The organism is Pelomonas sp. Root405, from assembly GCF_001425165.1.
Classification (GTDB): domain Bacteria; phylum Pseudomonadota; class Gammaproteobacteria; order Burkholderiales; family Burkholderiaceae_C; genus Pelomonas.
The window spans coordinates 501410-516668 of record NZ_LMDU01000014.1 but is presented as its reverse complement, the minus strand read 5'-3'; the positions used below and the strand labels follow the sequence as shown (position 1 = coordinate 516668).

Here is a 15259-nt window from a genome sequence, read left to right as displayed (position 1 = left end):
CGGCTATGCCCATCTCCCCCATTCCCGAGTTGGTGGCCGAGTTGGCTGCTGGCCGCATGGTCATCCTGGTCGACGAGGAAGATCGTGAGAACGAGGGCGATCTCGTCCTTGCCGCCGACCTCGTGACACCGGAGGCCATCAACTTCATGGCCAAGCACGGCCGCGGTCTGATCTGCCTGACGCTCACGCGCGAGCATTGCGAGCGCCTGCAGCTACCGCCGATGACGCGTCGCAATGGCACCCAGCACGGCACCGCCTTCACCGTGTCCATCGAGGCTGCTACCGGTGTCACCACCGGCATCTCCGCCGCTGACCGCGCCCGCACCGTGCAGGCCGCCGTCGCCGCCGATGCCAAGGCCAGCGACCTGGTGCAGCCCGGCCACATCTTTCCGTTGCAGGCCCAGGAGGGCGGCGTGCTGATGCGCGCCGGCCATACCGAAGCGGGGTGCGATCTGGCGCGCATGGCGGGCCTGTCCAGCACCTCGGTCATCTGCGAGATCATGAAAGACGACGGCAGCATGGCGCGGCTGCCGGACCTGGAGGTCTTCGCCGCGGAGCACGGCCTGAAGATCGGCACCATCGCCGATCTCATCGAATACCGCAGCCGCCATGAAAGCCTGATCACCCGCGTCACCCAGCGGCGCCTGAACACGGCACAGGGCGAGTTCGACTGCCAGGTCTTCACCGACCGCACCGGCGCCGCCCACCTCGCCCTCAGCCATGGTCAGTGGACGCCAGAGGACGAAGTGCTGGTGCGCGTTCACGAACCGTTGTCGGTCATGGACTTGCTGGAAGCCGGTCCCTGCGGCCATTCCTGGGCGCTGCCCGCCGCGCTTGCCGCCATCCAGGCCAGCCCGTCCGGGGTGGCCGTGCTGCTGAACTGTGGCGAGGATGCCGCCAGCGTGCTGGCGCGCGTGCAGTCTTGCGAACCCGCGCCGGCGCCCAAGGGCGCGATGGACCTGCGCACCTACGGTGTCGGCGCGCAGATCCTGAAGGCCCTGGGCGTGCATCGCATGAAGCTGCTCGGCAGCCCGCGCCGCATGCCCAGCATGACCGGCTATGGTCTCGAGGTGACGGCCTTCGTCGCCCCTCCCCTCTGCTGAACCTCAAGAGGCACACGCAATGCAAGATTCCGAACAAGCCCTGCCCAGCGCCGAGGGCGTACTCGACGGCAGCGAGCTGAGCGTCGCCATCGTGCAGGCGCGCTTCAACGACTCCATCACCTCGGCGCTGGCCAGCGCCTGCTTGGCCGAGCTGTCGGTGTTGGGCGTGCCGGCCGAGGCCATCCGCCACGTCACCGTGCCGGGTGCGCTGGAGGTGCCGCTGGCCCTGCAGGTGCTGGCCGAAAGCGATGACTACGACGCCCTCATCGCCCTGGGCTGCATCATCCGCGGCGAGACCTACCACTTCGAGCTGGTTGCCAACGAGAGCGGCTCGGCGGTGACGCGTGTCGGGCTGGACCATGGCATCCCCATCGCCAACGCCATCCTGACCGTCGAGAACGAGGCCCAGGCCTGGGCCCGCGTCGAGCCCAAGGGCCGTGACGCCGCGCGTGTCGCCGTCGAGATGGCCAATCTGTTGAAAGAGATCGAGTGAACGCACCCCAGAAGACCGCCACCAAGACGGCCGGCAAGCCCGGAAACGCCGCTGGAGCCAGGCGCGCCCCCACCAAATCGGCGCGCCGCCGCTCGCGTGAAGCCGCGGTGCAAGGCCTCTACCAGTGGCTGTTGACCGGCGAAGACATCGGTGCGATCACGGCCCTGGGCCGTGAGCAGGAAGGCTATGCCAAGCTCGACGTCAAGCACTACGACGCGCTGCTGTCAGGCTGCGTCAACGAAGCGGCCGACCTCGATGCCATCCTGTCGCGACACGTCGATCGCAAGACGACGGAACTCTCGCCCATCGAGCACGCCATCCTGATGATCGGCGCGTACGAGCTTAAGCACTGCGTCGACATTCCCTACCGCGTGGCCATCAACGAAGCGGTCGAGCTGGCCAAGTCCTTTGGCGGCACCGACGGCCACAAGTACGTCAATGGCGTGCTGGACCGTGCCGCCGGCGATCTGCGCCCTAACGAGGTCGCTGCAAAGCGCTAGACACGGCAGCCGATGAAACTGGCGTCCCGGCTCGACCGCATCGAGCCCTTCTACGTGATGGAACTGGCCAAGGCAGCGGCGCACATGGCGGCCGGGCCGCTGTGCGACCCCGCGCAGGGCGGCCGGCGCATGATCCGCCTGAACGTCGGCGAGCCGGACTTCGGCGCCGCGCCTGCCGTGCGCGAGGCGGTTGCCCGGGTGGCGCAAGACCCCACGCCCTACACCGATGCCCTCGGCCAGCCGGCGTTGCGCGAGGCCATCTCTCGCTGGTACGCCCAGCGCTTCGGCCTGGCCATCGCAGCTGATCGCATCGCCATCACGGCCGGCGCGTCGGCCGGCTTGCAACTCGCCTGCCTCGCCCTGTTCGAGCGGGGCGACGAGGTGCTGATGCCCGACCCCTGCTACCCCTGCAACCGCCACTTCGTGACGGCCGCGGACGCGACACCGCGCCTGCTGCCCACCGGCGCTGCGGAGCGCTTCCAGCTCGGCGCCAGCCAGGTGCGTGCCGCCTGGACGCCGGCCACGCGTGGTGTGCTGCTCGCTTCGCCCAGCAACCCGACCGGCACCTCCATCGCGCCGGAAGTGCTGGCCGACATCGCCGGCTTCGTGCGCGGCCAAGGCGGCGTCACCGTCGTCGACGAGATCTATCTGCCGCTGAGCTACGAAGAACACTTCGGCCACAGTGCACTCGCGCTGGGCGACGACATCGTCTCGGTCAACAGCTTCTCCAAGTACTTTGGCATGACGGGCTGGCGGCTGGGCTGGCTGGTGCTGCCGCCGGCGCTGGTGCCGGCAGTCGAGCGTCTGGCGCAGAACCTCTACATCTGCCCGTCCACGCTGGCGCAGATGGCGGCGCTGGCCGCCTTCGAGCCTGCGTCCATCGCCGAGTTCGAGCGCCGTCGCGCGGTGCTGCGCGAGCGTCGAAACTACATCGTGGCGGCCCTCAACGACCTGGGCCTCACCGTCCCAGTGCCGCCGGACGGCGCCTTCTATGCCTGGATGGACATCAGCCGCCACCACGCCGACAGCTGGACCTTCGCCCACGAGCTGCTGCAGCGCGCCCAGGTGGCGCTGACGCCGGGCCGCGACTTCGGTCTGGCCGCCCCGCAGCGCTGGATGCGCCTGTCCTTCGCCTCGTCGATGGAGGACCTGCAGGAAGCGGTGGCTCGATTGCGCGAGGTCCTGGCGTGAGTTTTCATTTCCCGGTCCGCGTCTACTGGGAAGACACCGATGCCGGCGGCATCGTCTTCTACGCCAACTACCTGAAGTTCTTCGAGCGCGCCCGCACGGAATGGCTGCGCGCGGCCGGCGTCGAGCAGCACCGGCTGCGCGAAGACACCGGCCTCATCTTCGTTGTCGCCGCCACCAGCCTGCGCTATGCCGCGCCGGCACGGCTCGACGACCTGCTGACCGTCACCGTCGAACCGCAACCGGCTGGCAAGGCCAGCTTGGTCGTGCGTCAACGCGCCCTGCGTGGTGACACGTTGTTGGCCGAGGGCGAGATCCGCATCGGCTGCGTGCGCGCCAGCGACCTCAAACCCCAACGCCTGCCCGACTCCGTCATCTCGGCGATCACCGCATGAACCAAGACCTGTCCATCGTCTCCCTGATCCTGCATGCCAGCCTCGCGGTGCAGCTCGTCATCGCGGGCCTGCTGCTCGTGTCGCTGGCGAGCTGGAGCGTCATATTCGGCAAGCTCATCGGCCTGGGCCAGATCAAGCGCCGCAACGACGCCTTCGAGGCGGAGTTCTGGAGCGGCAAGAACCTCAACGATCTCTACCAGTCGGTCGGCAACCGCACCGACGCCGCACCGCTGGAGCGCATCTTCGCGTCCGGCATGCGTGAGTTCATGAAGCTGCGCGAGAAGCGCGTGACCGATCCGAGTGCCTTGCTGGACGCCGCCCGCCGCGCGATGCGCGCCAGCTTCCACCGCGAGCTGGACGCCATGGAGCACAACCTGTCCTTCCTCGCCTCGGTCGGTTCCGTGTCGCCTTACGTGGGCCTGTTCGGCACCATCTGGGGAATCATGCATGCCTTCGTCGGCCTGTCCAATCTGACGCAGGTCACGCTGGCGACGGTGGCGCCGGGCATCGCCGAAGCGCTGGTGGCCACGGCCATCGGCTTGTTCGCCGCCATCCCGGCCGTGCTGGCCTATAACCGCTTCGCGCGCCAGATCGACCGCAGCGCGATCACGCTGGAGACCTTCATCGAAGAGTTCTCCAACATCCTGCAACGCAACGCGACGCAGCACTGACATGGCTTCCACCGTCAGCCGAGGGGGCGGCCGCCGGCGCCGCACGATGAATGAGATCAACATGGTCCCGTTCATCGACGTCATGCTGGTGCTGCTGATCATCTTCATGGTCAGCGCGCCGCTGATCACGACCGGCATGGTCGACCTGCCCAGCGTGGGCAAGAGCCGCCAGCAGCCCGAGCATGTCATCCAGATCATCGTCGGCACCGACGAGAAGCTGAAGATCAAGGTCGACCAGTTGGAGCCCGAATCGATCCCGGCGAACCGCCTGGCCGAGCGCGTCAAGAAGGCGCAGGGCAAGGACGCCAACAACCCTGTCGTCATCTCCGCCGACAAGAACGTCAAGTACGAGGCCGTCGTGCAGGTCATGGACACGCTGCAGCGCGCCGGCATCCAGCGCGTCGGGCTGGCCGTGAAAAGCGGCGCCGCCAGCAACTAGATGAGCACGGCCACGCTGCGTCCTCCCGAAGCCGCCGGCCTTGGCCGGGGCATCGTGTTTGCGTTGTGCGCGCACGGCCTGCTGATCCTCGCGCTGACCTATGGCCTGAACTGGCGCAGCGACTCGTCACCCGCCTTCGAGGCCGAATTGTGGTCGGCCGTGCCCCAGGTGGCCGCACCGCTCGAAGAAGCGCCGCCCGAACCCGAGCCCGAGGCGCCCAAGCCCGACACGCGCGCCCAGCAGCGTGCCGGCGAGGAAGCCGCCGCCGAGCAACGTGAAGCGGAGATCGCCATCGCCAAGGCGAAGAAGCTGAAGGAAGAGAAGGCCCGCGAGGACGCCGAGAAACGCGAGCGCGACAAGGCCGCCAAGGACAAAGCGGCCAAAGACAAGCTCGCCAAAGAGAAGGCCGAGAAGGAAGAGCAGGACCGCAAGAAGGCGAAGGACGCCAAGGCGGCGAGGGAAACCAAGGAAGCCGACGCTCGCCGCGAGGCGCTGCGCCAGGAGAACCTGCGCCGCATCCAGGGCATGGCCGGCGGCACACCGGGCTCCACAGGTGCGGCGGCCCAGAACTCTGCGCCTTCAGCGGGCTATGCCGGCCGCATCAAGGCCAAGATCCGCCCGCTCATCATTTACTCGGAAGAAAGTGCCGCCAATCCGACCGCCGAGGTCAAGGTGACCCTTGGCCCCGATGGCCGCATCCACGGTGCCCAGTTGCTCAAGCCCAGTGGCGACGGCGAATGGGACCGCGCGGTGCTGCGTGCCATCGAGAAGGCCGAGACACTGCCGCGCGATGTCGACGGCCGCGTGCCGTCGGTGCTGATCCTCACCTTCCGTCCACGCGAGTAGCCCCGGGCCCGCGAGGCTTCAAAGCTCCACGGAGATCGGCCGCCCCGGCAGCACGCGATGCAACTCGTCGGCCAGTGCTTGCAGGTCCATGGGCTTGCTGAGGTAGCCATCCATGCCGGCTTTCAGGCAGGCATTGCGCCGCAGATCCGTGTCACCCGACGTGGCGGCAACGATGGGGAATGGCGGCAAGTTGCCGACGCGCTGCAAGGACCGCAGATGCTCGCTCGCTTCCAGCCCGTCCATGACCGGCATGTCCACGTCCATCAACACCATGTCTGGCGGCTCGTCGCAGCAGGAGTCGAGCGCCTCGATCCCGTCGCCAGCCACCACCACCTCATAGCCCAAGGCCTCGAGCTGACCGCGCGCGACGATCTGGTTCACGACGTTGTCGTCCACGACGAGCACGCGTCGGCTCTCCTGGACGTACAGCGGCGCGGGCGATGTCAGCCGCGACAGGGCCGTCGAAGTGCGGGTGTCGACATGCGCGGTGAAGCGCTCCAGTTCAAGCGGGCTGAACGGGAGCACCCGGATGTCGACCGAGCACTGAGGCCGGAAGCGCAGGGTGTCGGAGCCGGAGACCACGGCAAGCACCGTCCAAAGGCTGGGCAGGCGCTGGGCGATCTGCTCGAGCAGCGCCAGATCCTGACTGCCGTGCTCCGCGGCGATCATCAGCATTGGAGCCGGCGCAGCCGGCATCGCCGCCGCCGCCTCCTCGATCCGCTCGAACGAAATAACGTGCCAGCCCAGATGCCGCAGCCTCGTCTCGACCGAGTCCAGTGCGCCGGTCAGAGGGCTGACCAGCCATGCCACCGAGCCGCCCGCGTCTGGTGCGTGTTCAAACGCGATTTCCTCTGCGGCAACTTCACCGCTCAGCGAAATGACCAGCCCGTTCAGTCCGGCGTCGACGAACTGGACCGAGCCGGCAGTCGCCGGACACGACGCCTGCGCTTGCGCAATCAGCCCCTGGGCCGCATCGGCATCCTCGCCAACCAACTGCAGGCGCTGCAGCACGCCGATGACATCGGCTGGGCGATGCGCCCCCGTGCCGGCGGCATGAATGACGATGCTGCTGCGCCCAAAGACCGGCGGCTCGACTTCCGCGCTGAACATGACGAAACCCGACTCAAAGCAGTCGACGATGCCGAGCAAGATGCGGTGGATGCCGGCACGCAGGTAGGGCCCGGGATCATGAAGCTCAAGGTGCGGCCCGCGATAGTCGAAGTAGGCCACCAGCCCCTTCCTTCTGGCGTGCGGCAGCACGTCGCGCGCGCTCTGGGTGAACAGCTCTGAAAACTCCATGACAGACCATTGGTTACTGTCACGAGACTAGAGTAAACGCGGTGGCCGGGCCGTTTCCAAATGTGGCGTCTGCTTACAGAATGCCGCATTCAACGCAGCTGACCAGCCGCTCGATTCAGCGCCATGCTGTCGACCGACCAACGGCCCGAGCCCCACAGCGCAACGCCCAGGGCCAGCACGCCCCACAGCAAGTGCTGCGCTTCGCCGGCGGCCGAGAGATCTTCGGCCGGCAACGAAAGCGCCGCCATCAAGTTGACGACAAACAGCCCTGCCCCCGCGAAGCGACCCGCTAGGCCTAGCGCCAGCAACACGGGTATCACCAACTCGCCGGCCGTGCCCGCGTAGGCCGCCAGCGCCGGCGGCAGCAGTGGCACCTGGTAGTAGTCGTTGAACAGCGCCAACGTGGACGACCAGTCGCGCAACTTGACCAGGCCGGACATGAAGAAGATCTTGGCCACATAGAGCCGCGCTGCCAACAGCGCGAGCGACTGCAGATGGCTGACCAGCGTATCCAGCGGCGCGGGCAGTCGAGTGGGTTGCAGGCCGGGGTCGGTGAAGGCGCGCAGCGTGTTGGAGATCAGGGGATTCATGGTGGGGTAGTCCGGGTGATCAGGTTGAAGGTGTCGACCTGACCCCTTGCAGCCAGGCATTGCGCAACGCGGCTTGCAGCCAGGCGCTGAAATCGAAGTCGGCTTCAGCGCCAGAACCTTTCACTTCGGCAGCCTGCAGCGCGTCGGCAAGGTTCACGCCGCGGAGCAAGGCCTGCATGAACGCGGCATCAGCTGCACAGATGTCATGCGAGACGGCACGCCAGCCCGCACGCCACACGAGCAGCGGACCGTCGCGCTGGGCGAGCAAGGCGACGCCGGGGCGCAACTGCAGGCACAGCTGTTCGGGCGGCGTGCTGCCAAGCAGCGCGAGCGATTCGGCGTCCAGTTCCGCATCCGCCGCGTGCTCTGCCAGGTGCGATGCCCAGTCCAGCCGGGCCAGATCGGGCAAGCCCGAGTCCTCGCCGGCGCGTTCAATCAGAAAAGCTTCGAGCGCCCCACCCCACTGCGCCAGGTCGCCCCGCTCGGGCGGGTGGTTGCGCCATAAGCTCCAGGCCAGCGCGGCAAAGTCGCCCTCGCCCAGCGCTTCACGCAGCCGCGCGAAAGGCACGGCCAGCGCCTGGGCCGAGAGCGACCTCAGGTTGCCGACGTACGCCGACAGCCCCCGCTCGCTGCCCGTCAGGCCCGGCGGCGCCTCGCTGCGGCCCAGCACCGCATCGACAAAGGCCTGCTGCTGCGCCTTCATCGCTGCATCGCCCTCGCCCGCTGGGCTTCGGCCAGCAGCACGCCCAGTGCCGGCACGGCGGTGTCCCATTCGATCAGCGTCGGCACAGCACCGAGCCGCTCGATGGCGTGTTCGTAGACCCGCCAGACCTCGTCGCGCACGCGGCTGCCGTGGTCGTCGATGACGAGGCCGTCCTCACGCTCGCAATGACCGGCGAGGTGGATCTCACCGACGCTGCCGGGGCGGATCGCGTCGACCCAGCGCATGGCCTCGCGCGCTGCGTCGTCGGCATCGAAGCCGGCATTGCGCGCATTGACGACCAGATTGTTGACGTCCAGCAGCAGGCCGCAGCCGCTGCGCTGCGTCAACTCGTTGAAGAACTCGGGTTCGGCCAAGGTGTCGCCGGCCCAGCCGACATAGGCGCTGATGTTCTCGACCAGCATCGTTCGGCCCAGGCGCTGCTGCACCTCGTCGACGTGCCGGGCCAGCAAAGCCAGCGATTCGTCGGTGAAGGGAATGGGCAGGAGGTCGGCTGCATGCAGGCCCGAGCCCACGCGGGCGAAGCAGGCATGGTCAGACACCCAACGTGGCTGCACGCGAGTGACCAGCCTCGCGAGGCGGTCGAGGTGCCAACCGTCCAGCCCGGCCGCCGAGCCGAGCCCGAGGCCGACGCCGTGCAGGCTGATGTCGTAGGCCTCACGGCCGGCGTCCAGCACGGCGAGCGTGATGCCGCCGTCGGCGAAGAAGTTCTCTGAATGAACCTCGATGAAGCCGAGCGCGGGGCGCTCGGCGATCAGGGACTCGTAGTGGGGCTGGCGCCAGCCGATGCCGACGCAGGAAGCTGGCGCCATGCCGCGCTTACTTCTTGGCGGGCGCCTTGGTGGAGCCGCCTTCCTTTTCGCACGTGCCCTTGGCAACGTACTTCCACTCGGTGGGGGCCTTGTCGACCTTGGCCTGCCCGGCGCAGGAGTGGGCGCCGTCGGAGCTGGCGCAGTCGTTCTGGCCGGCTTTGGCGACGCCGTAGCACTTCTCCTTGGCGGCCTTGTCCTGGGCTTGGGCGTGCGCGACGAGGCCGAGGGAGAGGGCGGCGGCCAGGGCCGATGACACGAGGGCTTGGTTCTTCATGAGCAATTCTCCGAAAAGGTTGGGGGACGAGGGCGGCCGATCATCCGGCGGCAGCAACGAAGTCGCAAGACATGCGCGACTCCTTACACTCCGCGCCGCCATGACCGCATTACCCGACTACTGCCACCAGATCGAGGCCCTGCGCCCGGCGCTGCTGAAGTACGCACGCCTGCAACTGCGCAACCCGGCCTGGGCGGAGGACGCGGTCTCCGACACGCTGCTTGCCGCCTTGGAAAAGCCGCAGGCCTTCGCGGGCAACAGCCAGCTCAAGACCTGGCTCATCGGCATCCTCAAGCACAAGCTCATCGACCAGATCCGCAGGAACAGCCGCGAGATGTCGACGACGGCGACCAGCGACGACGGCGAGGACCTGGATGACCTGATGTTCTCCAGCGACGGTCACTGGCGCGAGGCGCAGCACGATTGGGGCAACCCCGAGGATGCGCTGCGCCAGGTCGACTTCATGCTGGTGCTGGAAGCCTGTGTCGAAAAGCTGCCAGGCCAGCAGGGCCGCCTCTTCATGATGAGGGAGTGGCTGGAGCTGGAGTCCGATGAGATCTGTAAGGAACTCTCGATCACGCCGACCAATCTCTGGGTCATGCTGCACAGGGCCCGGCTGAGACTGCGGGAATGCCTTCAGCTCGGATGGTTCGGCGGCGCGGCCGCTGGAGGTGCTACTTGATCAAGTTGACGATTACCTGCCGCGAAGCCACGCAGATCACGCTGCAGGCCGAGGATCGCCAAGTGCCGCTGGCCGAGCGGCTGTCGGCGCGCCTGCACCAGCGCGTCTGCAGCAATTGCCGGCGCTTTGCCCGGCAGGTGGCGCTGATGCGCCAGGCCAGCGCGCGCTGGCGGCAATACACGGACGAGTGATCAGGCGACGGGCGCGCCCTCGTCCGGGCTGGCCGAGGCAAGAGATTCGTCGCCCTGCAGCGCGACGGCCACCGCCAGCCTGATCGCGTCGATCTGCGCCGCGAGGCCCATGCTGGGCATGGCAGCCTGCGCACGCGCCGCCTGCTCCGGCAATGCCGGCACATGGATGAAACCGCTCCTCAGACCACGGCCGGCCAAGCGGTGTTGGAGCTCGAAGAACACCTGGTTGCACACGAAGGCGCCCGCCGTCAGCGACAGCCCCGCCGGGTGGCCCGCCGCCCGCAGCGCATTGCGCATGGCTTTGACCGGCAGCGTCGAGAAATAGGCCGTCGGGGCGTCGGCCCGAACCGGCACGTCATGCGGGCGCTCGCCCGCGTTGTCGGCGATGCTGGCATCGATGAGGTTGACCGCCACGCGCTCGATGGAGATCTCCGCGCGGCCGCTGGCCTGGCCCAGGGCGATGACAACCTCCGGCTTGAGCACGGCCAACGCTTCAGCCAGTGCCTCAGGCGCCCCACCGAATGTCGTCGGCAGGCAGCGCGCATGCACGACGGCGCCGGCAATGACTTGGCCGTGCAGCGAGCGCGCCACCTCCCAGGACGGATTGATGGCCTCGCCGCCGAAGGGCTCGAAGCCGGTGAGCAGGATGTTCATGGCGTCATTCTCCTCAACCCGTCCGGGCTCGGGGCACGACGGTGCCGCCCATCTGCCGCCTTTGCACCGTGTTTCTCCAGGGCGGCCGGCCCGCCACGGCCCTCCATAATCATCGGCACTCATACAGCGCCAGCCCATGACCGACCCGTCCCAGCCCCTGCCCTGGCCCCACGGCGATGCCGACTCCACCGCTGCCGCCACGGGGGCGCCGGCCTCGGGCTTCCTGTGGCCCTGCCCGCCCTATGCAGCCTACCCCCAGCCGCAGGTGCAACGCACGGCCGAAGCCTGCGAGATCCTCGGCCTGAACAACAGCCGCAGCACCGGCCAGCTCTTGCAGCTGGATGCCAGCGACCGCATGGTGCAGATCAATGTGCCGCCGGCGCGCAACAGCATGCCGCTGAAGTTCAGCCAGTTCCGCGCCATCAAGATGCAGCGCGTGGTGAGCGTGCCGCCGCGCGACGCCAACGACATCAATTCGCCGCTCAGCGTCGACCAACGCCCGCGCAGCGACTTCCGCATCGTCTTCAACGGTGGCGACGAACTCAAGGGCGTGACCATCGGTCATCACCATGACCACCTCGGCCTCTTCCTATTCCCGCCGCTGTCCGACACCGACGACTCGGTGCGCCGGGTGTTCGTGCCGCGCGAGGTGCTGACGCATTTTGAGATCGGCGAGCGGCTGGGGGACATGCTGTTGAAAGACGCCCTCGTCACACCCGAGCAGCTCAACGCCGCTGCGGCCGAGCAGACCGACCTGCGCCAGCGCCGCGTCGGCGACATCCTCGTCAACCAGCACATCGTCACGGCCGAGCAGCTGCTGCTGGCCATCGAGCAGCAGGCCAAGATGCCCATGGTGCGCATCGGCGAGGCATTGCTGGCGCTGGAACTGGTGTCGGCTGAGCAGCTGGAGCAGGCCCTCGTGCAACAGCGCGACGACCGCTCGGTGCCGCTGGGCGAGCTGCTGGTGCGCAAGGGCGTCATCAGCCGGGCCCAGCTGCAGTCGGCGCTGGCGCGCAAGATGGGCTATCCGGTCGTCGACGTCGAGAACTTCGCCATCGAGCCCGACGCCGTGCGCAAGCTGCCGCACGCCGTGGCCAAGCGCCTGGAAGTGCTGCCGCTGGTGCTGCGCGATGGCCGCCTCGTCGTGGCCATGGAAGACCCGACGCGACGCGACGCCCTCGACGAGGTCGAGTTCATCACCCAGCTCAAGGTCGTGCCGACGCTGACCAAGCTCGGCACGCTGCAGTTCGCCATCCCCCTGGCCTTCGACCGCTATGGCGCCGAGGCCCTGCCGCGCGGTGCGACCGACACCCTGCCCGACTTCACGCCCGATTTCGCGCTCGAAAGCTCCAACAAGCTCATCGAAAGCCTGGAGCGCGACAGCAGCGAGCGCTCGACCAAAGAGGACGATGCGGCCATCGAGCAGAGCGACAACTCGCTGGTGCGCCTGATCAACTCGATGATCATCGAGGCGGCCAACCAGGGCGTGTCCGACATCCACATCGAGACCTACCCGGGCCGCGACAAGCTCAAGATCCGCTTCCGCCGCGACGGCGTGCTGCAGCCCTACCTGGAGCTGCCCCACACCTACCGTAACGCGATGATCGCGCGCATCAAGATCATGTGCGACCTCGACATCTCCGAGCGCCGCAAGCCGCAGGACGGCAAGATCAATTTCGCCAAGTACTCGGCCCAGCACAAGCTGGAGCTGCGCGTCGCGACCATCCCGACCAGCAACGGCCTGGAAGACGTCGTCATGCGTCTGCTGGCCAGCAGCAAACCCATGCCGCTGGAGCGGATCGGCCTGGCACCGGCCAACCTCGCCGGCTTGCAGGCGGCGGTCGGCCGCCCCTATGGCATGGTGCTGTGTGTCGGCCCGACCGGCTCGGGCAAGACGACGACGCTGCATTCGGCGCTGAGCTACATCAACACGCCCGAGCGCAAGATCTGGACGGCCGAAGACCCGGTCGAGATCACCCAGGCCGGCCTGCGCCAGGTGCAGGTCAATCCGAAGATCGAGTGGACCTTCGCGAAGGCGCTGCGCGCCTTCCTGCGCGCCGACCCCGACGTCATCATGGTCGGCGAAATCCGCGACCAAGAGACGGCCGAGATCGCCGTCGAGGCCTCGCTGACCGGCCACCTGGTGCTGTCCACGCTGCACACCAACAGCGCGCCCGAGACCATCACGCGGCTGCTGGACATGGGCATGGACCCGTTCAACTTTGCCGACTCGCTGCTGGCCGTGCTGGCCCAGCGCCTGGTGAGGCGATCCTGCGCGTCCTGCCAGACGTCCGAACCGCTGACCGAGGCCGAGCTTGGCGAGCTGTTGGATGACTATCTGCACGTTTTCCCCGCCGACGCGCGCCCTTCCAAGCTCGCGCTGATGGCCGACTGGATCAAGAATCACGGCCGCCAGGGTCGGCTGATGAAGTTCACCAGCCCCGGCTGCCCCGCCTGCGGCAACAGCGGCTACAAGGGCCGTGCCGGCCTGCATGAACTGCTCACCGTGTCCAAGAACATCCGCCGCATGATCCAGACCGGCGCCCGCGCCGAGGAATTGCAACAGGCCGCGCTGGCCGAGGGCATGCGCTCGCTGCGCCAGGACGGCATCGTCAAGGTGCTGCAGGGCGTCACGACCATCGCCGAAGTGCACGCCACCAGCAACGTATGAACGAACCCGTCGCCGAGACCGCTGCCGCCCCCCGCCCCAAGCTGCGCCTGGGCGACGTTCTCGTCGAGCAACAGCTCATCTCCGCCGAGCAGCTGACGCAGGCGCTGGCGCTGCAGCGCGCCACCGGCAAGAAGCTGGGCCGCATCCTCATCGAGGCCAACCTCATCACCGAGGAGGCCCTGGCCCACGTGCTGGCCCGCCAGCTGCGCGCGCCCTTCGTCAACCTCAAGACCTTCCCGCTCAAGACCGAGCTGGTGCGCCTGCTGCCCGAGACGCCGGCACGGCGCTTCCGCGCCCTGGTGCTGGAAGAGCGCGGCGACACCCTGCTGGTGGCCATGGCCGACCCGCTGGACCTGTTCGGTTTCGACGAGCTGGCCAAGATCCTCAAGCGGCGGCTGGCGATGGCGGTGGTGGCCGAAAGCCAGCTGCCCGCCGTCTTCGACAAGCATTACCGCCGCAGCGACGAGATCTCCGGCCTGGCCAAGGCGCTGGAGAAGGACATCGGCGACGCCGTCGACTTCGGCGCCCTGCAGGCCAGCGTTGGCCAGGAAGGCGCCCCCGTCGTTCGCCTGCTGCAGAGCGTGTTCGAGGACGCCACCCGCGCTGGCGCTTCCGACGTGCACATCGAGCCGGGCGAAGGCGAGCTGCTGATCCGCAACCGCGTCGACGGCATCCTGCAGACGCTCACGCAGGCCGACAAGCGCATCGCGCCCGCGCTGGCGCAGCGGCTGAAGTTGATGGCCGGCCTGGACATCTCCGAAAAGCGCCTGCCGCAGGACGGCCGCTTCACACTGCGCCTGTCGGACCGCACGCTGGATGTGCGCCTGTCCACCATGCCCAGCCAGTACGGCGAATCGGTCGTCATGCGCCTGCTCGGCCAGGGCTCAGCACTGCGGCGCCTGGGCGACATCGGCATGCCCGACGACATGCTCAAGCGCTTCCGCGAGCTGCTGGGGCGGGACTCCGGGATGATCCTGGTCACCGGCCCGACCGGTTCGGGCAAGACCTCGACGCTGTACGCAGCGCTGGCCGAGATCGATGCGGAACAGCAGAAGATCATCACGGTGGAAGACCCGGTCGAATACCGCCTGCCGGGCCTGACCCAGGTGCAGGTCAACGACAAGATCGAGCTCGACTTCGCCCGCGTGCTGCGCGCCGCGCTGCGGCAGGACCCCGACGTCATCCTGGTGGGCGAAATGCGCGACGCCGAGACGGCCGAGATCGGCCTGCGCGCCGCCATCACCGGCCACCTGCTGCTCAGCACCCTGCACACCAAGGACACCGTCTCCACGCCCTTCCGCCTGCTGGACATGGGCGCCCCGCCCTTCATGGTGGCCACCTCGCTGCAGGCCGTGCTGGCCCAACGCCTGCTGCGCGGCGTGTGCAAGCACTGCGCCGAACCCCACCTGGCCACGCCGCAGGAGCAGGCCTGGATCAACGAGGTGCAGGCCCAGAACGGCGAGACGCCCGAGCCGGTCAAGAGCGTCAAGGGCCGCGGCTGCGCCGAGTGCAACGGCACCGGCTCGCAGGGCCGCCGCGGCGTCTACGAGATGCTGGAGCTGGACCCCGACATGGCGCTGGCCATCCAGCGCAGCGACGCCGGCGCCTTCCTGACCGCCGCGCGTCGCGCGCTCAAGGGCAAGACGCTGGCAGACCGCAGCCTGGCCCTGGTGCGCGAAGGCAAGACCTCGCTGGCCGAGGCCGTGCGGATCAGCGTCGTCGCCGAATGA

At 68.1% G+C, this 15259-nt stretch carries 18 protein-coding genes; 12 read left to right on the top strand and 6 right to left on the bottom strand.

Going from position 1 to position 15259, the window contains the following annotated elements; genetic code table 11:
• Positions 1-5 precede the first annotated feature (5 nt).
• Genes ribBA through tolA form a run of 8 tightly spaced genes read left to right on the top strand, consistent with a single transcriptional unit; the run spans position 6 to position 5635 of the window.
• On the top strand, positions 6-1103 hold the full coding sequence (gene ribBA, locus ASC81_RS20295; protein ID WP_056271136.1) for a bifunctional 3,4-dihydroxy-2-butanone-4-phosphate synthase/GTP cyclohydrolase II: 1098 nt from the start codon (positions 6-8) through the stop codon (positions 1101-1103).
• Between the two features lie 19 nt (positions 1104-1122).
• Positions 1123-1596, top strand: coding sequence for a 6,7-dimethyl-8-ribityllumazine synthase (gene ribH, locus ASC81_RS20290; RefSeq protein WP_056271133.1), 474 nt, complete (start codon positions 1123-1125; stop codon positions 1594-1596).
• A complete protein-coding gene (gene nusB / locus ASC81_RS20285; RefSeq protein WP_056271131.1) occupies positions 1593-2096 on the top strand; it encodes a transcription antitermination factor NusB in 504 nt (167 codons plus the stop codon). The genes ribH and nusB overlap by 4 nt, the downstream gene beginning before the upstream one ends.
• 12 nt (positions 2097-2108) lie before the next feature.
• Positions 2109-3287: a pyridoxal phosphate-dependent aminotransferase gene (locus ASC81_RS20280; RefSeq protein WP_056271128.1), complete on the top strand. Its 1179-nt coding sequence runs from the start codon at positions 2109-2111 to the stop codon at positions 3285-3287.
• Complete coding sequence (ybgC, locus tag ASC81_RS20275) at positions 3266-3679, top strand: tol-pal system-associated acyl-CoA thioesterase (RefSeq protein WP_056271127.1); 414 nt, start codon at positions 3266-3268, stop codon at positions 3677-3679. Before ASC81_RS20280 ends, ybgC begins: the two co-directional genes overlap by 22 nt.
• Positions 3676-4350 carry a protein TolQ gene (gene tolQ / locus ASC81_RS20270; RefSeq protein WP_056271124.1) on the top strand — a complete coding sequence of 225 codons (675 nt, stop codon included), beginning with the start codon at positions 3676-3678 and terminating at the stop codon, positions 4348-4350. The genes ybgC and tolQ overlap by 4 nt, the downstream gene beginning before the upstream one ends.
• A 1-nt stretch (position 4351) precedes the next feature.
• Entirely contained in the window at positions 4352-4789 is a 438-nt protein-coding gene (tolR, locus tag ASC81_RS20265) for a protein TolR (protein WP_056271121.1), read from the top strand.
• Positions 4790-5635 carry a cell envelope integrity protein TolA gene (tolA, locus tag ASC81_RS20260; RefSeq protein ID WP_056271118.1) on the top strand — a complete coding sequence of 282 codons (846 nt, stop codon included), beginning with the start codon at positions 4790-4792 and terminating at the stop codon, positions 5633-5635.
• A gap of 18 nt (positions 5636-5653) precedes the next feature.
• On the opposite strand, the gene ASC81_RS20255 is transcribed toward tolA, so the two are convergent.
• The 5 genes from ASC81_RS20255 to ASC81_RS20235 form a co-directional block, all read right to left on the bottom strand.
• On the bottom strand, positions 5654-6934 hold the full coding sequence (locus ASC81_RS20255) for a response regulator (RefSeq protein ID WP_056271116.1): 1281 nt from the start codon (positions 6932-6934) through the stop codon (positions 5654-5656).
• 89 nt (positions 6935-7023) lie between these two features.
• On the bottom strand, positions 7024-7524 hold the full coding sequence (locus tag ASC81_RS20250) for a DoxX family protein (protein WP_082536678.1): 501 nt from the start codon (positions 7522-7524) through the stop codon (positions 7024-7026).
• 19 nt (positions 7525-7543) lie between these two features.
• Positions 7544-8227, bottom strand: a complete 684-nt coding sequence (locus ASC81_RS20245; protein ID WP_056271113.1) for a putative DNA-binding domain-containing protein — start codon at positions 8225-8227, stop codon at positions 7544-7546.
• Entirely contained in the window at positions 8224-9057 is an 834-nt protein-coding gene (locus ASC81_RS20240; protein ID WP_056271110.1) for a DUF692 domain-containing protein, read from the bottom strand. Before ASC81_RS20240 ends, ASC81_RS20245 begins: the two co-directional genes overlap by 4 nt.
• Positions 9058-9064: 7 nt before the next feature.
• On the bottom strand, positions 9065-9331 hold the full coding sequence (locus ASC81_RS20235; RefSeq protein ID WP_056271107.1) for a DUF2282 domain-containing protein: 267 nt from the start codon (positions 9329-9331) through the stop codon (positions 9065-9067).
• A 100-nt stretch (positions 9332-9431) separates the two neighbouring features.
• On the opposite strand from ASC81_RS20235, the gene ASC81_RS20230 reads away from it, so the two are divergent.
• Positions 9432-10013 (top strand): sigma-70 family RNA polymerase sigma factor, encoded by a 582-nt coding sequence (locus ASC81_RS20230; protein WP_056271104.1) that lies wholly within the window; start codon positions 9432-9434, stop codon positions 10011-10013.
• Positions 10010-10204 carry a hypothetical protein gene (locus tag ASC81_RS20225; protein WP_082536676.1) on the top strand — a complete coding sequence of 65 codons (195 nt, stop codon included), beginning with the start codon at positions 10010-10012 and terminating at the stop codon, positions 10202-10204. Before ASC81_RS20230 ends, ASC81_RS20225 begins: the two co-directional genes overlap by 4 nt.
• Here the strand turns inward: ASC81_RS20225 and pcp are convergent, their stop codons facing one another.
• Positions 10205-10858: a pyroglutamyl-peptidase I gene (gene pcp / locus ASC81_RS20220; protein ID WP_056271099.1), complete on the bottom strand. Its 654-nt coding sequence runs from the start codon at positions 10856-10858 to the stop codon at positions 10205-10207.
• Positions 10859-10994: 136 nt separating this feature from the next.
• Between pcp and ASC81_RS20215 the strand changes: the two genes are divergently transcribed.
• Together ASC81_RS20215 and ASC81_RS20210 are read left to right on the top strand one after the other, a co-directional pair.
• Positions 10995-13529, top strand: coding sequence for a GspE/PulE family protein (locus tag ASC81_RS20215; protein ID WP_082536675.1), 2535 nt, complete (start codon positions 10995-10997; stop codon positions 13527-13529).
• Complete coding sequence (locus ASC81_RS20210; protein WP_056271096.1) at positions 13526-15259, top strand: GspE/PulE family protein; 1734 nt, start codon at positions 13526-13528, stop codon at positions 15257-15259. Before ASC81_RS20215 ends, ASC81_RS20210 begins: the two co-directional genes overlap by 4 nt.